Raw genomic sequence first — 18,060 nt, 5'->3', positions numbered from 1 at the left:
CAGTCGGGTCATTTCCAGACACCGTCAATACCTTCTGACTCACGAGTAAGTTCGCTATCTGTCGCCCCTGAACCGGCTGTGTGTCACGGTCGCCGTGCGCAGGCGGCGCAGCAGCAGGAGAGCCACCGCCGCGGTGACGAGTTCGCCGGCGGCGAGGCCGATCCAGACCCCGTCGGTTCCGGTGCGGCCCAGGACGACGACGAGGGGTGCCTTGACGACGATCAGCGTGCCGATGGTCAGGACGTAGGCGGGGGTGGGGCGCCCCAGCGCCTGGAAGTAGGCGGCGGTCAGGGGCGCGACGCCGGCGACGATCTGGCCGAGGGCGAGGATGCGCAGGGCGTGCTCGGCCCCGGCCGCGGTGTCCGGGTCGTTGAGGAACAGGCCGACGAGCGGCCCGGCAGGCAGGGCGAGGAGAGCCCCTGCGGCCAGGCCGTAGAGCAGGGAGGCGCGCAGGGCCAGGGTGCGGGCGCGGGCAACCCGGTCGGCGAGGCCGCGTCCGGAGTTGTAGCCGACGATCGGCTGGAGTCCCTGGCCGATACCGACATGGGGCATCGTGGCGAAGGTCTGCAGTCGGGCGCAGACGGCGTAGGCGGCCAGGGCGGTGACCGCGCCGGTGGCCGCGAGAGTGGTGTTGACCAGGATCGCGAGCAGGGTGGCGCCCAGACCGGCGAGGAAGGACGGCAGGCCCAGGCCCAGCAGCGCCCGCAGGGTGGCGGCATGGGGCACCAGCGCGGCGGCGCCGACGCGGTAGGGACGGTCGCGCCGGGCGAGGAAGAACCACAGGCTCATCGCGGTGGAGACCGCCTGGCCGCCGACGGTGCCCAGGGCGGCCCCCCGCACACCGAGGTCCAGGCCGAAGATCAGCAGCGGGTCGAGGACGATCTGCACGGCGACCGCGACCAGCCACAGCAGGGTGGAGAAGCCCATCCTGCCCTCGGCGCGCACCAGGCTGGAGAACCCGGTGGACACCACCGCCCCGCACAGCAGGATCAGCGCGTACTGCCGCGCGTCCTCGTGCAGCGCGCCGCGTGCGCCCAGCACGTTCAGCAACGGGTCCAGGAACGCGAGCCCTGCCACGGTCGTGGCGACGGCGGTGGCGTAGAAGAGGACGAAGGCGTTCCCGGCGGCCCGGGCTGCGGCTCGCGGATCGCCGGCCCCCAGAGCGCGGGAGACCAGCGAGGCACCGCCCGCGCCGACGGTGGTGGACACCGCCCCCAGCAGAAGCAGGAGCGGGGCGGCGAGGTTGACCGCGGCCATCGCCCGGTCGCCGGCCCCGTGGCCGACGAACCAGGCGTTGGACAGCGCGTAGACGCCGTAGACGCCGACCGAGGCGGTGGTCTGGGCGCAGGTGCGCCACAGCAGCCCGCCGACCGGGCGCGTGGCCATCCGTGCCGCCGCGTCCGCCACCCCCGAAGACGCGGGGAAGGCCTTCACCGGCCGGCGCGGCCCAGCAGGGCCATGACCTCGCCCAGCTGCTCGCGCGCCCAGTCGTACTGTTCGGTGCCGCTGTATCCGCGGTACACGGTCTCGATCACCAGGATCAGCACCAGGTGCAGGCAGTACAGGCGCCGCCGCACCACCTCGGTCTCCGTCAGCGGACCCTGCCCGTAGCCCCGCATGAAGGGGGTGGGGTCGCCGAACGCGGCCAGTTGTGTGCCGGCGAACCCGACCTCGATGAGCGGGTCGCCGAAGAAGGCCCGCTCGTGGTCGATGACACAGGCGATCTTCCCGTCGCGGACCATGACGTTGCCGTCCCACAGGTCCCACTCCACCAGCCGCGGCTCACGCACCTCGTCCAGGCTCCCGGCGTGCTCGGCCAGCACCTCGCGCACCGTGTCGTACGGCCGGCCCAGGTCGACCCCGCGGCGTTCCCCGTCGGCCAGGACGTCCTCGACGATGCCGGTGAAGACCCGGCGCCAGCTGGTGTCGCCGGGTCCGGCCAGCGGGCCGAACGCCGTACCCCGGATGGAGTTGATCTCCTGGTTGGCCGCGCCGACCTGCTCCTTGTAGGCGGCCAGCTCCGCCGCGGGCAGGCCGGGGCCGACGATGCCGAGGTTGTCGGCGTCGACGAACGGCATGAAGAACCAGTCCGCGTCGCACAGTTCACGGCTTCGGTCGGCGAAGTCGACCCGGGGGACGGGCACGGTGGTGTTCCCGCCGATCAGGTCCAGCGCCGCCAGTTCGACGCCCATCGCGCCCCGCTCGTAGGCCATCACCTCCACCCCGGACGGAGGCGCGATCTTCAGCACCGCCTCATAGCCGTCGCGCAGCCGTATGCGGTAGGCGATGTTGAACCAGCCGTGCCCCAGCTCGCTCGCCCATCCCTCGCCCCCGGGCACCCGGCCCGGGCCGTAGGCCCGCTCCACCATGGCCCGCAGGACGTCCCGCGACTGCCGGTTCTTCGTGATGCTCTCCACGCCCACTCCCCCGCCTTGGAACAGCACAACCCGGGCCGGTCCCCGGACCGACAGGTTTCTACCCGGTGGCCGGCCCCGCTGTCACGGGAAACAGACACTGACGGTCAGGCCGCCCTGCCGGCCGGGTTCGGCCGTCGCCCTGGTTCCGTGGGCCTCCGCGATGGAGCGGACGATGGAGAGGCCGAGCCCGTGGCCCGTGGTGCCGACGCGGTCCTGGGCGAGCCGGCGGAACGGCTCGAACAGGTCCGGGACCCGGTCGGCGGGCACGGTGGGCCCGGTGTTGGTCACGGTCAGGGTGCGGTCTTCGAGCCGTACCCGGACCCGGCCGCCGGGGTGGTTGTACTGGACCGCGTTGCGGATGAGGTTGGTCAGCAGGTGGCGCAACAGCACCGGATCACCGAAGACGGTCAGCGGCCGGTCCGCCGTCACCGCCACCTCGACCCGCTCCTCCTCGGCCTGCGGGGCGAGTTCGGCCGCCACCAGCCGCGCCGTCGCCGACAGGTCGACGGTCCCGGTCTCCTCCAGCCCTCGGTCGCTGCGGGCGAGCAGCAGCAGTGCGGTGATCAGCCGCTCGGCCTCGCGGTTGGTCTCGAGCAGGTCCTCGCGTACTTGGACGAGGCCGTCGGGGAGGGGGTCGGCGAGGCCGACCTCCAGGCCGGCGCGCTGGGCCGCGAGAGGGGTCCGGAGTTCGTGGGAGGCGTTGGCGACGAAGCGCCGTTGGCTCTCGAACGACTTCTCCAGCCGGTCGAGCATGGTGTCGAAGGTGTCGGCGAGGCGGTGGAGTTCGTCGTCGGGGCCGGTGAGCGCCAGCCTCTGGTGCAGGTTCTGCTCGCTGATCCGACGGGTGGCCTCCGTCATCGCGGCGACCGGTCTGAGCGCCCGCCCGGCCAGCCACCAGCCGAGCAGTCCGGCCAGCAGCGCCATGAACAGCAGTCCGACGGCCGACCAGCGGACCATCTGCCGCAGCGCGGTGTCCTGCACGGCCCGCACGGTCCGGTCGATCTGCCGGATCATGGCGATGTCGTCGGCGGCGGTGACCCGCGACGGACGAGTCCCGTGCGGGTCCGTCGGCCGCGCCTCCCCCGTGGCGGACTCGCCGCTGCTCTGCGCGACACCCCTGGTGATCTCGATGCCTTTGACCTGCTGGGCCGTTCCGTGGCGCGCGAGCAGCACCACGAAGGCCAGCAGCGCCGCGCCCGCCAGCAGGAAGAGCGCGGAGAAGGCCGCCGCCAGCCGGGCACGGAACGGCATGCCCCGCAGCAGCGTGCGCGGGTTCAGTCGCACAGCCGGTATCCCTGTCCCTTGTCGGCGGTGATGATGCCGGGGTCGCCCAGTTTGCGGCGCAGCCTGCTGACGACGGCCCGTACGGCACTGGTGCGCGGGTCGAGGTTCTCGTCCCAGACCGTGCGCACGAGTTCGTCGTGCGGCACCGCCGCCCCCCGCGCCTCCATCAGCAGGTGCAGGACCGCGAACTCCTTGGGGGTCAGCTCCAGCGGCCGGCCGTCGGCGGACGCCTCGCGCCGCGCCCGGTCCAGGGTGATGCCCTCGTGGCGCAGGGCGGCCGGGGGCGAGGTGGGCGTGCGACGGCTGAGCGCCCGTACCCGCGCGACCAGTTCGGCGAAGTCGAAGGGCTTGGCCAGGTAGTCGTCGGCGCCGAGTGCCGTGAGCCCGTAGACCTTGTCGGAGATCTCGGCCGCCGCGGTCAGCATCAGGATCCGCGGCGGGTCGGTGCGCTCGCGCAGCCGTCGGCACACCTCGTCGCCGGTCATGACCGGCAGGTCCCGGTCGAGGATCAGCACGTCGTAGTCGGTGAGCAGGCACATCCGCTCGGCCTCGTCACCGGAGCCGGCGACATCGACGGCCATCGCCTGCCGACGCAGGCCGGTGGCGATCGTACGGGCGAGAACGCGATGGTCCTCGGCGACCAGAACTCTCATGATCCCCATGAAACCCGGCGTGCCATTGCAGCGGCATAAGGATGGCGTGCTGATCCCCGTGCAACGCGCTTATCCCGGTGTAACGCGCTTATCCCGCTGCACGGGTCGCCCTGCTTCTGTCCTGGCCATGAACTTCGTCAAGCGCGCCGGGCAGAGCCTGCGGGCCAGGAAAGCCGGGACCGCCGTCCTGCTGGCGATCTTCGTCGTCATCTGCACGCTGCTGCTGGGCGGCTTCCTGCTGCAAGGGGCCACCGCCCGCCAGGAGGCGGACGCGCAGCGGACGATCGGCGTCGATGTGACGGTGAGCGGCAAGGGCCTCACCCCGGCGGTGGCGGACCGGCTCGGCTCGTCCCCGCAGGTGCACCGCTACACCCCGCGGCTCCGGCTCGACGCCGAGGGCCGCGGTGTGCAGCCTGTCCGCTCCGACGCCCCGGGAAGCGCCGGAGCAAGGACACAGCCGCCCCTGGCACTGACCGGCGTGCGGGACTCGGGCCTGCTGCTGCCGTTCTCGTACGGCTCGAACAGGATCACGGCGGGGCGCGGCATCACCCCCGAGGACGCCGTCCGCGCGGTCGTCCTGGTCGAGCGACGGCTGGCCGACAGGAACGGCCTCGCGGTCGGCGACACCCTCCGCGCGCGGTCCGCCGACGGAAGCCGCACCGTGCCGCTCACGGTCGTCGGGATCTACCGGGACTCGACGCCGGACCCGTCGAGGTGGACACCGCCGCACCTGCTGCCCGGCAACATGCTCTACGTCCCCGTCGGCGCCGTCCGGCGGCTGGACCCCGGCGCGGCGGACCTCACCGAGGCGGTCTTCAGGATCGGCTCCCCGGAACAGGCCGAGCGGCTGCACGCCGAGGCCCGACGGCTGCTCGGCGCCGGGTCGTTCGACTTCCGCGTCAACGACAAGGCGTACCGGGACCAGGTCCGCCCGATCCAGCGGGTCGCCACCTTCGCCGGGCTGATCGTCCGGCTCATCGCCCTGGCCGGTGCGCTGGTTCTCGGGCTCGTCGTGATGCTCCAGATCCGCAACCGTCGCGACGAGCTGGGGGTGCTTCTGTCGCTGGGCGAGAAGAAGTGGAAGCTCATCGGCCAGCACACCGTGGAAGTGGCCGCCGTCGCCCTGCCCGCCGTGGCCGTCGCCGCCCTGGCCGGTCACATCGCCGCCGGGCAGGCGGGCGACACGCTGCTCGCCCCCTCCGCGAGGCCCGGCTCCCCGGACGCACCGGCCGCCCCGCCCGAGATGCGTGTCGAGCCCTCCGACCTCGGCAAGGTCGCCGGCATCGGCCTCGGGATCTCCCTGGTCTCGACCGTCGTCCCCGGCCTCGGAATTCTCCGCCTCCACCCCCGCTCCATCCTCACCGCCGACGAATAAGCACCCAGCAGAGAGCCGATCCATATGAACTTCGTCAAACGCGCGGGGCTCAGCCTGTGGTCCCGCAAGGGCAGAACCCTGATCACCCTGTGCACCTTTCTCATCATCTCCGTGATGGTGCTGGCCGGCGTGCTGATCGACGACGCCACCGCGCAGGCCAGGAACGCGGCCGAGCGTTCCGTGGGCGCCGAGGTCGACCTGGAGATGGACCTGACCGGCCAGAACGCCGCCGGTGGTCTCGTGGCCCCGCAGATCAGCGCCACGGTGGTGGACGAGCTGGGCGCCTCGCCGCTGGTCCAGAAGTACACCTACTCGATGTTCGACCGGGGCGTCGTCAAGGGCGGCACCAAGCTGGTCACCGGGGGTGTGGACGCCTCTGCCACGGGCATGGGGCAGGACGGCACCCCGACCATCGGCGTCCTCGACTCCGCGCTGCTGCCCGACTTCCGCAGCGGCAACTTCAAGCTGCTGTCCGGAAGGCACCTCACCGCCGCCGACAAGGACAAGCACCTGCTGCTGATCGAGGAGCGGCTGGCCCGCAAGAACGGCCTCAGGACCGGCGACAGGGTCACCCTGGGCGCCAACGGGGGCAAGGCCACGGCGGACTTCACCGTGGCGGGCGTCTTCCGGGACCCGCGCCCCAGTTCCGAGCCCGAGCCGGAGCACCTCGTCGACCCGGCCAACATGCTGTACGCGTCCATCGGCGGCTTCGCCCGGCTCAACGGCGCCGCGGACGGGCCCCCGCAGGTCAGAAAGGCGACCTTCCTCCTCCAGGACGCCGACGACCTGGGGAGGTTCAAGAAGGAGGCCGATCGGATCGCGGGGTCGGCGCTCGACGGGTTCCGGCTCGACGCCAACGACAAGGCGATCCGGCAGATGACGGGCCCGCTGGACAGCATCGGTTCCACCGCCGCCGTCGCGATGTGGCTGATCGGCATCGCGGGCGCCGCCGTCCTCGTCCTCCTCGTCAACCTCGCGGTCAAGCAGCGCCGCAAGGAGTACGGCGTGCTGCTGGCCATGGGTGAGAGGAAGTGGAAACTCATCGCCCAGCAGGCGCTGGAGATCGTCGCGGTCGCGGCCCTCGCCGTCGGCCTCAGCTCCCTGTTCACGCAGAGCCTGACCCAGAGCGCGAGCCGGTCGCTGCTCGGCAGGGAGGCCGCCGAGGCCCGGCACAGGCTCGACTCCTGGCAGCCGCCGGCTCCCGGCAGCACCGGCATCGACCAGGGCATCGACCCGGACGAGAAGCCGGTGGAGAACGCCGACCCCATCGACGAGATCACCGTACGGCTCGCCCCGGCGGCCCTCGCCACCGTGGGCGGTGTCGGCCTCGGCCTAGGCCTGCTGGCCACCGCCGTCCCGGCCGCCTCCGTACTGCGGCTCAGCCCCCGGACCATCCTCACGAAGGGCAAGTGACAGCCACCATGACCAGCGCCACCGGCACCCCGCCCGTCCTCCGGCTCGAGGGCGTCAGCCACACCTACGCCGGCCAACGTCGCCGGACCACCGTGCTCAAGGACATCGACCACAGTTTCGAACGCGGCACCTTCTACACCGTCCTGGGGCCCTCGGGCAGCGGCAAGACCACCCTGCTCAGCCTCGCCAGCGGCCTCGACGCGCCCACCCGGGGCACCGTCAGCTTCGACGGCCAGGACCTGACGACGCTCGGCCTCGGCCGCTACCGCAACCGGCACGCCGCCACGATCTTCCAGCACTACAACCTGCTCACCTACATGACCGCCGTCCAGAACGTCACCACCGCCATGGAGATCACCGGTGTGAAACCGGGCCCCGGCGGGCGCAGGGCCCGCGCCCTGGAACTCCTGGAGCGGATCGGCCTGGACAAGGACACGGCCACCCGCAACGTCATGCGGCTCTCCGGCGGCCAGCAGCAGCGGGTCGCCATCGCCCGCGCCCTGGCCTGCGACGTCGACATCCTCTTCGCCGACGAACCCACCGGAAACCTCGACGAGGACACCGCCCGGGGCATCATCGACACCTTCCGCGAACTGGCCCACGAACAGGACAAGTGCGTCATCGTCGTCACCCACTCCCAGCGGCTCGCGGCGCGGTCCGACCGCGTCCTCACCCTGCGCAGGGGCAGACTGACGGCGGGGAAGGGACCACGGTGACGAACGGCGGACACGGCCGTCTCGGATTAACGTGCAGACGTGCGCGAGATTCTCCCGGTGCTGAGCGGGTGGTACGCCGCCGGTCTGCCGTTCGGCCTGGCCACCGTGGTCGCCGTCAGCCGCAGCGCGCCGCGCGGGCCGGGGGCGGCGATGGCCGTCGGGCCCGGCGACGAGGTCGTGGGCAGTGTGTCCGGGGGCTGCGTGGAGGGCGCGGTGTTCGAGCTGGCCCAGGAGGTCGTGGCAAGCGGGGAAGCCCGTCTGGAGACCTTCGGATACAGCGACGACGACGCGTTCGCAGTAGGGCTGACCTGCGGCGGGGAGATCACCGTGCTGGTGCGGGCCGTCACGCCGGACCTCGATCCCTCCTTCGGCGCGGTCGCCGGTTCGGTCGCCGCCGGGAAGCCGGTGACGGTGGCCACGGTGACCGACGGACCGGCCGGACGCGGGGCCACGCTCGCGGTCTGGCCGGACCGCGCCCTCGGCACACTGGGCACGGCAGGACTGGACGCGGCGGTGACGGCGGACGCGCGCGGTGAACTCGCCGTCGGCGCCACGGTCGTACGGCACTACGGGCCGCGTGGGCAGCGGCGCGAAGGCCGGAGAAACACGGTTTCGGTGTTCCTGCACTCGTTCACGCCGCCGCCCCGGCTGCTGGTGTTCGGGGCCATCGACTACGCGGCGGCCGTGGCCCGCCTCGGCGACTTCCTCGGCTACCGGGTCACCGTCTGCGACGCACGGGCCGTGTTCGCCACCGCCAAGCGGTTCCCGCCGGGCGTCGAGGTCGTCGTGGACTGGCCGCACCGCTATCTGCGCGGCACGGACACGGATGGCCGCACCGTGATCTGTGTGCTCACCCACGACCCCAAGTTCGACGTCCCGCTCCTCGAGGAGGCGCTGCGCCGGCCGGCGGCGTACGTCGGGGCGATGGGCAGCCGCCGTACCCACGACGAGCGACGGCGCCGGCTGGTCGAGGCCGGGCTGACGGACCACGAGCTGTCCCGGCTGCGCTCGCCGATCGGGCTCGATCTGGGGGCCCGTACCCCGGAGGAGGTGGCGGTGTCGGTGGCTGCGGAGATCGTCGCGGTGCGGTGGGGTGGGAGCGGGGTTCCGCTTACCGGGGTGGCTGGGGCGATTCACCTGCGGTGAGCTCGCGCCGCGAGTGCCGCTGTGTGCCGTCGGGCGTGTGCGGCTGCGTCGTGGCTTGTCGCGCCCACGCGGCGGAGCCGCAAATCGATACAGCCCCGCGCCCCTTGGGGAACTGCCCCCAGCGGCGCTCACAGCAGCCGGTGCAGAGTCACGTCTGTGAGGGTGGCGTCTGATGCCGTCGCCGTCATGTATGTGTGGTGGGGCTGGCGGCGGCGGTCGGTCGGGGAGCCGGGGTTGAGGAGGCGCAGGCCGCCCGGGGTCGTCGTGTCCCAGGGGATGTGGCTGTGGCCGAAGACGAGTACGTCGAGGCCGGGGAAGCGGGCGGTGCAGCGGGCCTCGCGGCCCTGGGCGGGGCCCGTCTCGTGGACGACGCCGAAGCGCAGCCCGCCCAGCTCGGCGTACGCGGTCTCGGGCAGCCGGGCGCGCAGGCCGGGGCCGTCGTTGTTGCCGTACACCGCGACCAGTCTGCGGCTGCGGTCCTCCAGCAGGTCGAGGGTGTCCGTGTCGACCCAGTCCCCGGCGTGGATCACGACGTCGGCGCGCGGGATCTCGTCGAGCAGCGCGGCGGGGAGGACCTTGGCGCGCTTGGGGAGGTGGGTGTCGGACATCAGCAGCAGACGCACCCGGCCAGGCTACGTACGCGCGGGCCGACCGGCGACACGATCCCTCGGACGGCGGAACCGGACACCACCGTACGTGACCTGTAATTCACGGCAAAGAAGCGTGATCGACGCCCGGCAGGACAGGTGCGCCGCGGGCACCGGCGTTAGCATCGGGCCACGCGCACCCGCCCGTCGGCAAAGATCCAAAAGGGGGCCAGGAACCCGATGCCGGTCAAGGTCAGCGTCATCGTTCCGGTGTACAACCCCGGTCCTTACATCGAGGACTGCGTGGCCTCGCTGCTGCGGCAGTCGTTGCCGCCCGACGAGTACGAAGTGATCTTCGTGGACGACGGTTCGACCGACGCCACGCCGGCCCGGCTCGACGCGCTGGCCGCCGAGGACGCCCGGGTCCGGGTGTTCCACCAGGAGAACTCCGGCTGGTCCGGCCGGCCCCGCAACGTCGGGATCGACGCCGCCCGGGGCGAGTACGTGATGTTCGTCGACAACGACGACCACCTCGGCGACGAGGCCCTGGAGCGGATGTACGACTACGGCGTGGCCAACGGCGCCGACGTGGTCGTGGGGAAGATGGTCGGGCGGGGCCGCGGGGTGCCCGTGGAGCTGTTCCGCGTCAACCGGCCGCACGCGAGCGTGGAGAACGCGCCGCTGATCGACAGCCTCACCCCGCACAAGATGGTCCGCCGGGCGTTCCTGGAGCGCACCGGGCTGCGCTTCCCCGAGGGGCGGCGCCGTCTGGAGGACCACGTCTTCGTCACCGAGGCGTATCTGCGCGCGGACAACGTCTCCGTGCTCGGCGACTACGTCTGCTACTACCACGTGCGGCGCGACGACTCCTCGAACGCGGGCTTCCAGCGCTTCGACCCGGTCGGCTACTTCAAGAACCTCCGCGAGGCCCTCGACGTCGTCGAGCGCTACACCGAACCCGGCCCGCTGCGCGACCGGCTGTTCCGGCGCTGGCTGCGGGTGGAGATGGTGGAGCGGTTGCGCGGGAAGCGGTTCCTGGGCCTGCCGGAGGACTACCGCAAGCAGCTCTTCGAGGAGATCCACGGGGTCGTCGTGGAGCGGTTCGGGCCCGGCGTGGCGGCGCCGTTGCAGCCCACCCAGCGGGTGGTCGCCGCACTGGTCGCCGACGGGCGCTACGACGATGTCGTCGCGTTCGCCGAGTGGGAGGCCGGGGTCGCCCTCACCGTCGACCCGGAGGACGTCCGCTGGGTCGACGGCGTGCTGCGGATCGCGTTCGCCGCCGAGCTCACCCACGACGGCGGGCCGATGACGTTCCCGTCCGCCGGGGGCTCCCCGCGGTGGCCTCCGGCGGATGTGCGGGAGGCGGTGCGGTGGCTGGGCGAGGACACGGTCGGCCGGTTCGGCCGGGCCAAGCCGGATCTGCTGCTGCGCGACCGGGCCAGCTCGGCGCAGTACTTCCACCCGGTGGAGGTGGTCCGGGAGACCGTCCCGGCCGGGGACGGCAGCCGGGTGCGGCTGGTGCTGCGCGGGACGGCGACGGTGGACCCGGCGGTGCGGGAGGTACTGCCGGCCGACGGGCTGTGGGACGTGTACGTCCGGGTCGGTCTGGGCGGCTGGACCAAGGAGCTGCGGCTGGGCCCGGCGCCGCGGGGCGAGCGGCCCGCACCGCCCGCCGGGGTCGTCGCGGGCCGCGTGGTACTGCCGTACTGGACGGACCGGCACGCGGCGCTCGCGCTGGACGTGGGGCGGGCGGGGAAGCGGCTGGGGTTCGGCCGGCTCACGCCCGGCGACTTCGAGGTCGCCGGGGACCGGGTCGCCGTGCGGCTGGCGCTGTATGTGCCGGGGGCGACGGAGGTGCTGCTGCGGCTTTCCGCGGCGGGGGGTGTGTACGACGTGCCCGGTGTCGTGTCCCCCGGCGGGGAGCTGGCTGTGGTGCTGCCCACCGCGTCGCTGGTCGGGCGGGTCTGGCGGGCCGCGTTGTGTCTTACGCCGGGGGTGCAGGATCGGTTCCACCCGCTGGCGGTCGCTCTGCGGGTGGGGGCGGAGGGGGTGCGGGTTGTACCTGCGCCTCGGCCGGGGCCGGTGCGCAGGCTTGCTCGTCGGGTGCGGCGGTTGCTGCACAGGCTTTTCGGCTGACCCGCCGTCGGGGCCGGTCGCGCAGTTCCCCGCGCGCCCAAAAAAGGCTGCTCACCCTGCCCGGTACTGGGAGAGTGCCGCTCGTAGGGGTTCCCAGGCTCGGGTGCGGGAGACGCCGAGGTTGCGAGCCCTGACCAGGGGGCGCCAGAAGCCCGCTTTCAGGAGGGTCTCGGGCGGGACCGCCTGCACGCGGTCCAGGACCGACTCCGGGACCTTCTGGGGGTCGGGGACGTCGTACTCGGCCAGGATCTCGTCGTAGCGGTCGTGCAGGACCCGGTTGTGCGGGTCGGCTCCGAAGACGACGAGTTGGCCGGTGGGGTGGGTGTCGACGAGGACCGGGACCAGGTCGGGGCGGTGGTGGGTGAGGATCTGGGTGAGTTTGTAGACGTCGCCGGTCCAGGCGGTGGTGTGGCGGTCGCGGGCCGCCTCGTCCACGCTGCGCGGCAGCATGTCGTCGAACACGATGACGCTCGCCCAGCCGGAATGGCGTTCGACGTTCATGAAGTCGCGCAGGGCGTACTCGAACAGGTGCATGCCGTCGATGAAGGACAGGTCGAGGGTGGTGCGGCGCCAGTGGCCGAGGGGGTGGCGGCCCCGGCGCAGATTGCGCCAGGGGCGCCGGCCGCCCGCGAGGTGGGCGAGGGGGTTGCGGCGGGCGAAGAAGTCGTCGCTGGTGGCCTGCACCAGGTGGACGTCGCAGCGGATCTCCGAGGTCACCTTGAAGGCGGGGTCGACGGCGACGCTGGGGACGCGGGACAGCCGCAGGCTGCGGCCGTCGTTGACGCCGATCTCCAGGTAGTTGCGGTTGGCGGTGACCTTGTGCAGTTCCCGCAGGAACTCGTGGCGTTTCACGGGCGGACTCCTTCTCGGATCTCCTCGCGGATCAACGGCAGCGCGGTGTGCAGGGAGGTGCGCCAGTCGGGCAGGGGGCCAAGGCCCGTCTGTTGCCAGCGGGCGTGGCCGAGGACGCTGTACGCCGGACGGGGCGCGGGGCGGGGGAACGCGTCGGCCGGCACCGGACGGACGCGGTCGGGGTCGGCTCCGGTCAGCCGGAAGATCTCGCGGGCCAGGCCGTACCAGGTCGTCTCGCCGGTGGAGGTCGCGTGAAAGACGCCGGTACCGCCGCGGCGGCCCAGGTCGGCGACGCGGGTGGCGACGTCCGCGCTCCAGGTGGGCTGGCCGCGCTGGTCGTCGACGACGTCGAGGCGATCGCGGCGGGCCTCCAGCTCCAGCATCGTACGGACGAAGCTGCGGCCGTGGACGCCGTAGAGCCAGGCGGTGCGCAGGACGGCGGAGGCGCCCGGGAGTTCGGCGAGGACCGCCCGCTCGCCGGCGAGTTTGGTGCGGCCGTAGGCGGTGCGGGGGGACGGTGGGTGGTCCTCGGGGTAGGGGGCGGTGGCGTCGCCCGGGAAGACGTAGTCGGTGGAGACGTGGATCAGGCGGGCGCCGTGTGCGGCGCAGGCGCGGGCGAGGAGGCGGGGGCCGTCGCCGTTGACGCGCAGGGCGCGGGGTTCGTCTCTCTCGGCGTCGTCGACGGCCGTGTACGCGGCGCAGTTGACCACCAGACCGGGGCGGTGCGCCGTGAACGCGCGCTCGACGGAGGCCGGGTGGGTGATGTCGAGGGCGGTGTGGTCGAGGGCGGTCACGTCCTCGCCGCGCCGGGTCAGTTCCCGCACGGTGTCGCGGCCGAGCATGCCGCCGGCGCCGGTGACGAGCCATCTCATCGGGTCCCCGCTCCTCGCTTCAGGGGCTCCCACCAGTCGCGGTGGTCCCGGTACCAGGCGACGGTGTCGGCGAGGCCGGTGGCGAAGTCGTGGCGGGGGCGGTAGCCGAGTTCGGTGCGGGCCTTGGTCCAGTCGACGCTGTAGCGCAGGTCGTGGCCCTTGCGGTCCGGCACGTGGTCGACCCGGTCCCAGCCGGCCCCGCAGGCGTCGAGAAGCAGGCCGGTCAGCTCGCGGTTGGTGAGTTCCGTGCCGCCGCCGATGTTGTAGACCTCGCCGGGGCGGCCGTGCGTACGGACGAGGTCGAGGGCCTGGCAGTGGTCCTCGACGTGCAGCCAGTCGCGGACGTTGTGTCCGTCGCCGTAGAGGGGGACCTGTTCGCCGTCGAGGAGGTTCGTGACGAAGAGGGGGATGACCTTCTCGGGGTACTGGTGGGGGCCGTAGTTGTTGGAGCAGCGGGTGACGCGGACGTCCAGGCCGTGGGTGCGGTGGTAGGCGAGGGCGATCAGGTCGGAGGAGGCCTTCGACGCCGAGTAGGGGGAGTTGGGGCTGAGCGGGTGGTCCTCGGGCCAGGAGCCGGTGGCGATGGAGCCGTAGACCTCGTCGGTGGAGACGTGCACGAACGGTCCGACGCCGTGGCGGAGTGCCGCGTCCAGCAGGGTCTGGGTGCCGAGCACGTTGGTGCGTACGAACGTGCCGGCGCCGTCGATCGAGCGGTCCACGTGGGACTCGGCGGCGAAGTGCACGACCTGGTCGGCGTCGGCCGTCAGCTTGTCGACGAGTCCGGCGTCGCAGATGTCGCCCTGCACGAACTCCAGGCGGGGGTGCGCGGAGGGCAGGTTGGTGAGGGTGCCGGCGTAGGTCAGCCTGTCCAGGACGGTGATGTCCGGGGCGTCCGGCGCGGCGAGGAGACCGCGGACGTAGGCCGAGCCGATGAAGCCGGCGGCACCGGTGACGAGGAGGTTCATGTGTGGATCTGTACCTTGCTGTGGTCGCCGAGGACGAGCCGGTGGGCGCTCGGAACGCCGGGCGCCGGGGTGACTTCGACATGTCGGCCTATCAGGGAGTTCTCGATGCGGCCCACTCCGGCGATGGAGGAGTCGCGCAGCACGATGGAGAACTCCAGCTCGCTGTCGGTGATCCGGCAGTTCTCCGCGACGGAGGTGAAGGGGCCGACGTAGGAGTCGCGGACCTCGGTGCCCGCGCCGATGACGACGGGGCCGACCAGCCGGGAGTTCACCACCTTGGCGCCCGCCTCGACGACCACCCGGCCGACGGTCTCGGAGGCGTCGTCGACCTCGCCGTCGATCCGGCGGTCCAGGACCTCCAGGACGGTCCGGTTGACCTCCAGCATGTCGACGACGTTCCCGGTGTCCTTCCAGTACCCCTTGATGATGGTGGAGCGGACGTCGGCGCCCTCGTCGAGCAGGTGCTGGATGGCGTGGGTGATCTCCAGCTCGCCGCGCCGGGAGGGCCCGATCGCGCGTACGGCCGGGTGGATGGCCGGGGTGAACAGGTACACGCCGACCAGGGCAAGGTCGCTCTTGGGCCGTGCGGGTTTCTCCTCCAGGCCGACGACCTGCCCGGCGGCGTCGAGTTCGGCGACGCCGAAGGCGCGGGGGTCGGCGACGCGGGTGAGCAGGATCTGGGCGTCGGGGCGGGTGCGCCGGAACTCGTCGACGAGGTCGGTGATGCCGCCGACGATGAAGTTGTCGCCGAGGTACATCACGAAGTCGTCGTCGCCGAGCCAGTCGCGGGCAACGATGACCGCGTGGGCGAGGCCGAGGGGCCGTTCCTGGGGGATGTAGGTGATGTCGAGGCCGAAGCGGGAGCCGTCGCCGACGGCCTCCCGGATCTCCTCGGCGGTGTCGCCGACGATCATCCCGACCTCGGTGACCCCGGCTGCCGCGATGGACTCCAGGCCGTAGAACAGGACCGCCTTGTTGGCCACGGGGACCAGCTGCTTGGCCGAGGTGTGCGTGATCGGCCGCAGCCGGGTGCCGGCGCCGCCGGACAGCACGAGGGCTTTCATGGGGATCACCTGCCGTTCTGTGCTGCCGTTCCGTGCTCACCCCCGACGATGTTTCATCCCGGGGCGGAGCGCATCCCGGGCGGCGTCCGCCCGCGCAGCGGGATCTCGCTCCACACCTGCTTGCCGCCGCTGACCGGCAGCGTGCCCCAGGTGTCGGAGACGGCCTCGACGAGGATGATGCCGCGCCCGCCGGTGGCCTCCCAGCCCAGGCCGGTGGGTTTGACGGGGGTGCGGGGCGAGGCGTCGGTGACGGCGATGCGCAGCCGCTCGCCGAGCAGGGTGAAGTCGAGGCGGACCGGGCCGTCGGTGTGGGTCAGGGCGTTGGTGACGAGTTCGGAGACGACCAGCAGCGCGGTGTCCATATCGCCCGCGCCGCCCGTGCCGGCCCTGGCGTCCTCGGACACACCCCAGGAGCGCAGGGTGCGGCGGGTGAAGCGGCGGGCGTGCCGGGCGGCCTCGGGCACCCGCCACACGGTCCAGCCCTCGCGCAGCGGTTTGACGGCCATGCCGTCGTAGCGCAGGAGGAGCAGGGCCACGTCGTCGTCGCGGTGGGCGCCCGCGAGGAGCGTGTCGGCGACCGTGCCGAGGCGGGCGGGGTCGGAGCCGGACAGCGCCTGGGCGAGCCGGTCAAGACCGGTGTCGAGGTCCAGTTCGGCGGACTCCACCAGTCCGTCGGTGGTGAGGGCGAGCACCGTGCCGGGCAGCAGCCGCAGGGGAGTCATCGGGAACTCCGCACGGGTGACCACGCCGAGCGGCGGGCCTCCGTCGGCGTCGAGGATCTCGGTTGCGCCGTCCGGGTGGCGCAGCACGGGCGGCGGGTGTCCGGCGCGGACGTACCAGGCGGTGCCGCTCTCCATGTCGAGGTCGACGTAGCAGCAGGTGACGAAGAGGTCGGTCTCCAGTTCCATGAGCAGCCGGTTGGAGTGCGAGACGACCACGTCGGGCGGGTGGCCCTCGGCGGCGTAGGCGCGCAGGGCGGTGCGCATCTGGCCCATGAGGGTGGCGGCGGCGGTGCTGTGGCCCTGGACGTCGCCGATGACGAGGGCCACGTGGTGGTCGGGCAGCGGGATCACGTCGTACCAGTCGCCGCCGACCTCCAGGCCGGCGGTGGCGGGCAGATAGCGGGCGACGGCGAGGCCGCCGGGGAGGATGGGCAGCCGGCGTGGGAGGAGCTGGCGCTGGAGCATGCCGACGAGTTCGTGCTCGGCGTCGAAGGCGTGGGCGCGCATCAGGGCCTGTCCCGCGAGGCCGGCGGAGGCGGTGAGCAGGGCGCGTTCGTCGGGGCCGAATTCGTGCGGGCCGTCCCAGCCGATGACGCAGGCGCCCGCCATGCGTCCGACGGCGGGCAGCGGCAGCACGGCGAGGCCGCCGGGGCCGATCTCGGCGAGGGCGGGTTCGAGGTCGCCCGCTCCGGCCGGCCAGATCCGGGCGCGGCCCTCGCGCAGCGCGGCGGCGAGGGTGGGCATGGCGCGCACGGGCGCGTCCGGCCACTCGGTGCGCCACTCCCGCCGCCACAGTTCGGGCCAGGACTCGGGTTCGGGCGGGTCGAGCACGGTGACCACGAGCCGGTCGTTCTCCAGCTCGGCGAGGGCGATCCGGTCGGCCCGCAGCGGCTTGCGGAGCGCGGCGACGACGGCCTGGCCGACGTCCCGGACGGTCCCGGCGGTGGCGAGCGCGGCTGCGAGGCGCTGCACCCGGGCCACGTCGGTGACGTCGGCGCGCAGGGTGGAGGCGTCGGCGACGGTGCCGACGAGCCGGGCCGGGCGGCCGTCCCCGCCGGGCAGCAGCCGGCCGCGCAGCCGGAGCCACTTCGGTGTGCCGTCGGGGCGCAGCACCCGGAACTCCAGCTCGCGTTCGCCGATCGTCATGTGGTCGGGCTCGACGGCGGACATCAGGGCGGGCAGGTCCTCGGGGACGGTGCGGGCGAGCAGGGTCTCCACCCGTCCGTCGAACTCGGTGCGGTCCGTCCCGAACAGTTCCAGGATCTCGTCGCCGACCTCGGCGCGGCCGGTGTCCATGGCCAGGGCGAAGGCGTCGGGGCGCGGTGCCTCGCCCGCCGCGGGCCCGGCGGGGGCAGGGCCGACGAGGGACTCGGCGACCAGGCCGAGGGAGGTACGGTCGTCGCCGTCGAAGCCTCCGGGGCGTTCGGTGACGGCGAGCAGACAGCCGCCCCCGTCGTCGGACAGGGGCAGCACCGCCACATGGGCGTCCCGCACGGACGCCCGCCGCGCGTCCGGGCAGTCGGCGAGCTCGGCCGGTCCCAGCCACACCGGCCGTCCGGCGCGGTGGGCGTCGGCGATCGGGGAACTCCCCCGCACGGGGTAGGTCTCGCGCAGTCCGTACAGCGTCCTCGGCACACCGGCCGACTCGGCGAGGCAGAGCAGGTCCGCGTCGCCGGGGAGGTACAGGGCGGCGAGGGACGCCCGGCCGAAGACGAGCGCCTGTTCGAGTACGCGGTGCGTCCGGTCGGGGGATGCGGGATCGGCCATGATCGTCTTGAGGGCGATCTCGGCACGCGGGGGTCCCGTCCCGCTCCCCGACGCGCCCTCACTCGCCACGTCCGCCATTAGAGCGCCTGTG

The 18,060-nt window shown here is 72.9% G+C and carries 15 protein-coding genes; 5 read left to right on the top strand and 10 right to left on the bottom strand.

Features of this window, described 5'->3' with window-relative positions; all coding sequences use genetic code 11:
* Nucleotides 1-54: 54 nt before the first annotated feature.
* The 4 genes from ACFPIH_RS18380 to ACFPIH_RS18365 form a co-directional block, all read right to left on the bottom strand.
* Complete coding sequence (locus tag ACFPIH_RS18380) at nucleotides 55-1,386, bottom strand: MATE family efflux transporter (protein WP_381163811.1); 1,332 nt, start codon at nucleotides 1,384-1,386, stop codon at nucleotides 55-57.
* A gap of 44 nt (nucleotides 1,387-1,430) precedes the next feature.
* Nucleotides 1,431-2,417, bottom strand: a complete 987-nt coding sequence (locus ACFPIH_RS18375; protein ID WP_381163814.1) for a phosphotransferase family protein — start codon at nucleotides 2,415-2,417, stop codon at nucleotides 1,431-1,433.
* Nucleotides 2,418-2,498: 81 nt separating this feature from the next.
* On the bottom strand, nucleotides 2,499-3,701 hold the full coding sequence (locus ACFPIH_RS18370) for a sensor histidine kinase (protein WP_381163816.1): 1,203 nt from the start codon (nucleotides 3,699-3,701) through the stop codon (nucleotides 2,499-2,501).
* Nucleotides 3,692-4,354: a response regulator transcription factor gene (locus ACFPIH_RS18365; RefSeq protein ID WP_381163818.1), complete on the bottom strand. Its 663-nt coding sequence runs from the start codon at nucleotides 4,352-4,354 to the stop codon at nucleotides 3,692-3,694. The genes ACFPIH_RS18370 and ACFPIH_RS18365 overlap by 10 nt, the downstream gene beginning before the upstream one ends.
* Nucleotides 4,355-4,481: 127 nt before the next feature.
* Between ACFPIH_RS18365 and ACFPIH_RS18360 the strand changes: the two genes are divergently transcribed.
* The 4 genes from ACFPIH_RS18360 to ACFPIH_RS18345 are packed head-to-tail and all read left to right on the top strand — an operon-like array spanning nucleotide 4,482 to nucleotide 9,004.
* The gene (locus tag ACFPIH_RS18360) at nucleotides 4,482-5,729 is read left to right on the top strand and encodes an FtsX-like permease family protein (RefSeq protein ID WP_381163821.1); all 1,248 of its coding nucleotides are present in this window, start codon (nucleotides 4,482-4,484) and stop codon (nucleotides 5,727-5,729) included.
* Between the two features lie 24 nt (nucleotides 5,730-5,753).
* The gene (locus ACFPIH_RS18355) at nucleotides 5,754-7,142 is read left to right on the top strand and encodes an ABC transporter permease (RefSeq protein WP_381163823.1); all 1,389 of its coding nucleotides are present in this window, start codon (nucleotides 5,754-5,756) and stop codon (nucleotides 7,140-7,142) included.
* Nucleotides 7,139-7,858 carry an ABC transporter ATP-binding protein gene (locus ACFPIH_RS18350; RefSeq protein ID WP_465270374.1) on the top strand — a complete coding sequence of 240 codons (720 nt, stop codon included), beginning with the start codon at nucleotides 7,139-7,141 and terminating at the stop codon, nucleotides 7,856-7,858. The genes ACFPIH_RS18355 and ACFPIH_RS18350 overlap by 4 nt, the downstream gene beginning before the upstream one ends.
* Before the next feature lie 39 nt (nucleotides 7,859-7,897).
* Entirely contained in the window at nucleotides 7,898-9,004 is a 1,107-nt protein-coding gene (locus ACFPIH_RS18345; protein WP_381163825.1) for an XdhC family protein, read from the top strand.
* Nucleotides 9,005-9,132: 128 nt separating this feature from the next.
* Here the strand turns inward: ACFPIH_RS18345 and ACFPIH_RS18340 are convergent, their stop codons facing one another.
* Nucleotides 9,133-9,627, bottom strand: a complete 495-nt coding sequence (locus tag ACFPIH_RS18340; protein WP_381163827.1) for a metallophosphoesterase family protein — start codon at nucleotides 9,625-9,627, stop codon at nucleotides 9,133-9,135.
* 204 nt (nucleotides 9,628-9,831) lie between these two features.
* Here ACFPIH_RS18340 and ACFPIH_RS18335 point away from each other — a divergent pair, with 204 nt between their 5' ends.
* Nucleotides 9,832-11,727 (top strand): glycosyltransferase family 2 protein, encoded by a 1,896-nt coding sequence (locus tag ACFPIH_RS18335; RefSeq protein WP_381163830.1) that lies wholly within the window; start codon nucleotides 9,832-9,834, stop codon nucleotides 11,725-11,727.
* A 51-nt stretch (nucleotides 11,728-11,778) separates the two neighbouring features.
* On the opposite strand, the gene ACFPIH_RS18330 is transcribed toward ACFPIH_RS18335, so the two are convergent.
* From ACFPIH_RS18330 to ACFPIH_RS18310, 5 genes are read right to left on the bottom strand one after another with little or no spacing between them, the layout of a single operon-like run.
* On the bottom strand, nucleotides 11,779-12,579 hold the full coding sequence (locus tag ACFPIH_RS18330; protein ID WP_381163833.1) for a class I SAM-dependent methyltransferase: 801 nt from the start codon (nucleotides 12,577-12,579) through the stop codon (nucleotides 11,779-11,781).
* The gene (rfbD, locus tag ACFPIH_RS18325) at nucleotides 12,576-13,451 is read right to left on the bottom strand and encodes a dTDP-4-dehydrorhamnose reductase (protein WP_381163836.1); all 876 of its coding nucleotides are present in this window, start codon (nucleotides 13,449-13,451) and stop codon (nucleotides 12,576-12,578) included. Before rfbD ends, ACFPIH_RS18330 begins: the two co-directional genes overlap by 4 nt.
* A complete protein-coding gene (gene rfbB / locus ACFPIH_RS18320; RefSeq protein WP_381163839.1) occupies nucleotides 13,448-14,416 on the bottom strand; it encodes a dTDP-glucose 4,6-dehydratase in 969 nt (322 codons plus the stop codon). Before rfbB ends, rfbD begins: the two co-directional genes overlap by 4 nt.
* Nucleotides 14,413-15,480, bottom strand: a complete 1,068-nt coding sequence (locus tag ACFPIH_RS18315; protein ID WP_381163842.1) for a glucose-1-phosphate thymidylyltransferase — start codon at nucleotides 15,478-15,480, stop codon at nucleotides 14,413-14,415. Before ACFPIH_RS18315 ends, rfbB begins: the two co-directional genes overlap by 4 nt.
* Before the next feature lie 53 nt (nucleotides 15,481-15,533).
* Nucleotides 15,534-18,047 (bottom strand): SpoIIE family protein phosphatase, encoded by a 2,514-nt coding sequence (locus tag ACFPIH_RS18310; RefSeq protein WP_381163845.1) that lies wholly within the window; start codon nucleotides 18,045-18,047, stop codon nucleotides 15,534-15,536.
* Nucleotides 18,048-18,060 lie beyond the last annotated feature (13 nt).

Source organism: Streptomyces vulcanius, assembly GCF_042653945.1.
GTDB lineage: Bacteria > Actinomycetota > Actinomycetes > Streptomycetales > Streptomycetaceae > Streptomyces > Streptomyces mangrovi.
The sequence above is the reverse complement of the archived record's forward strand: the minus strand, read 5'-3'. Positions and strand labels throughout refer to the sequence as shown.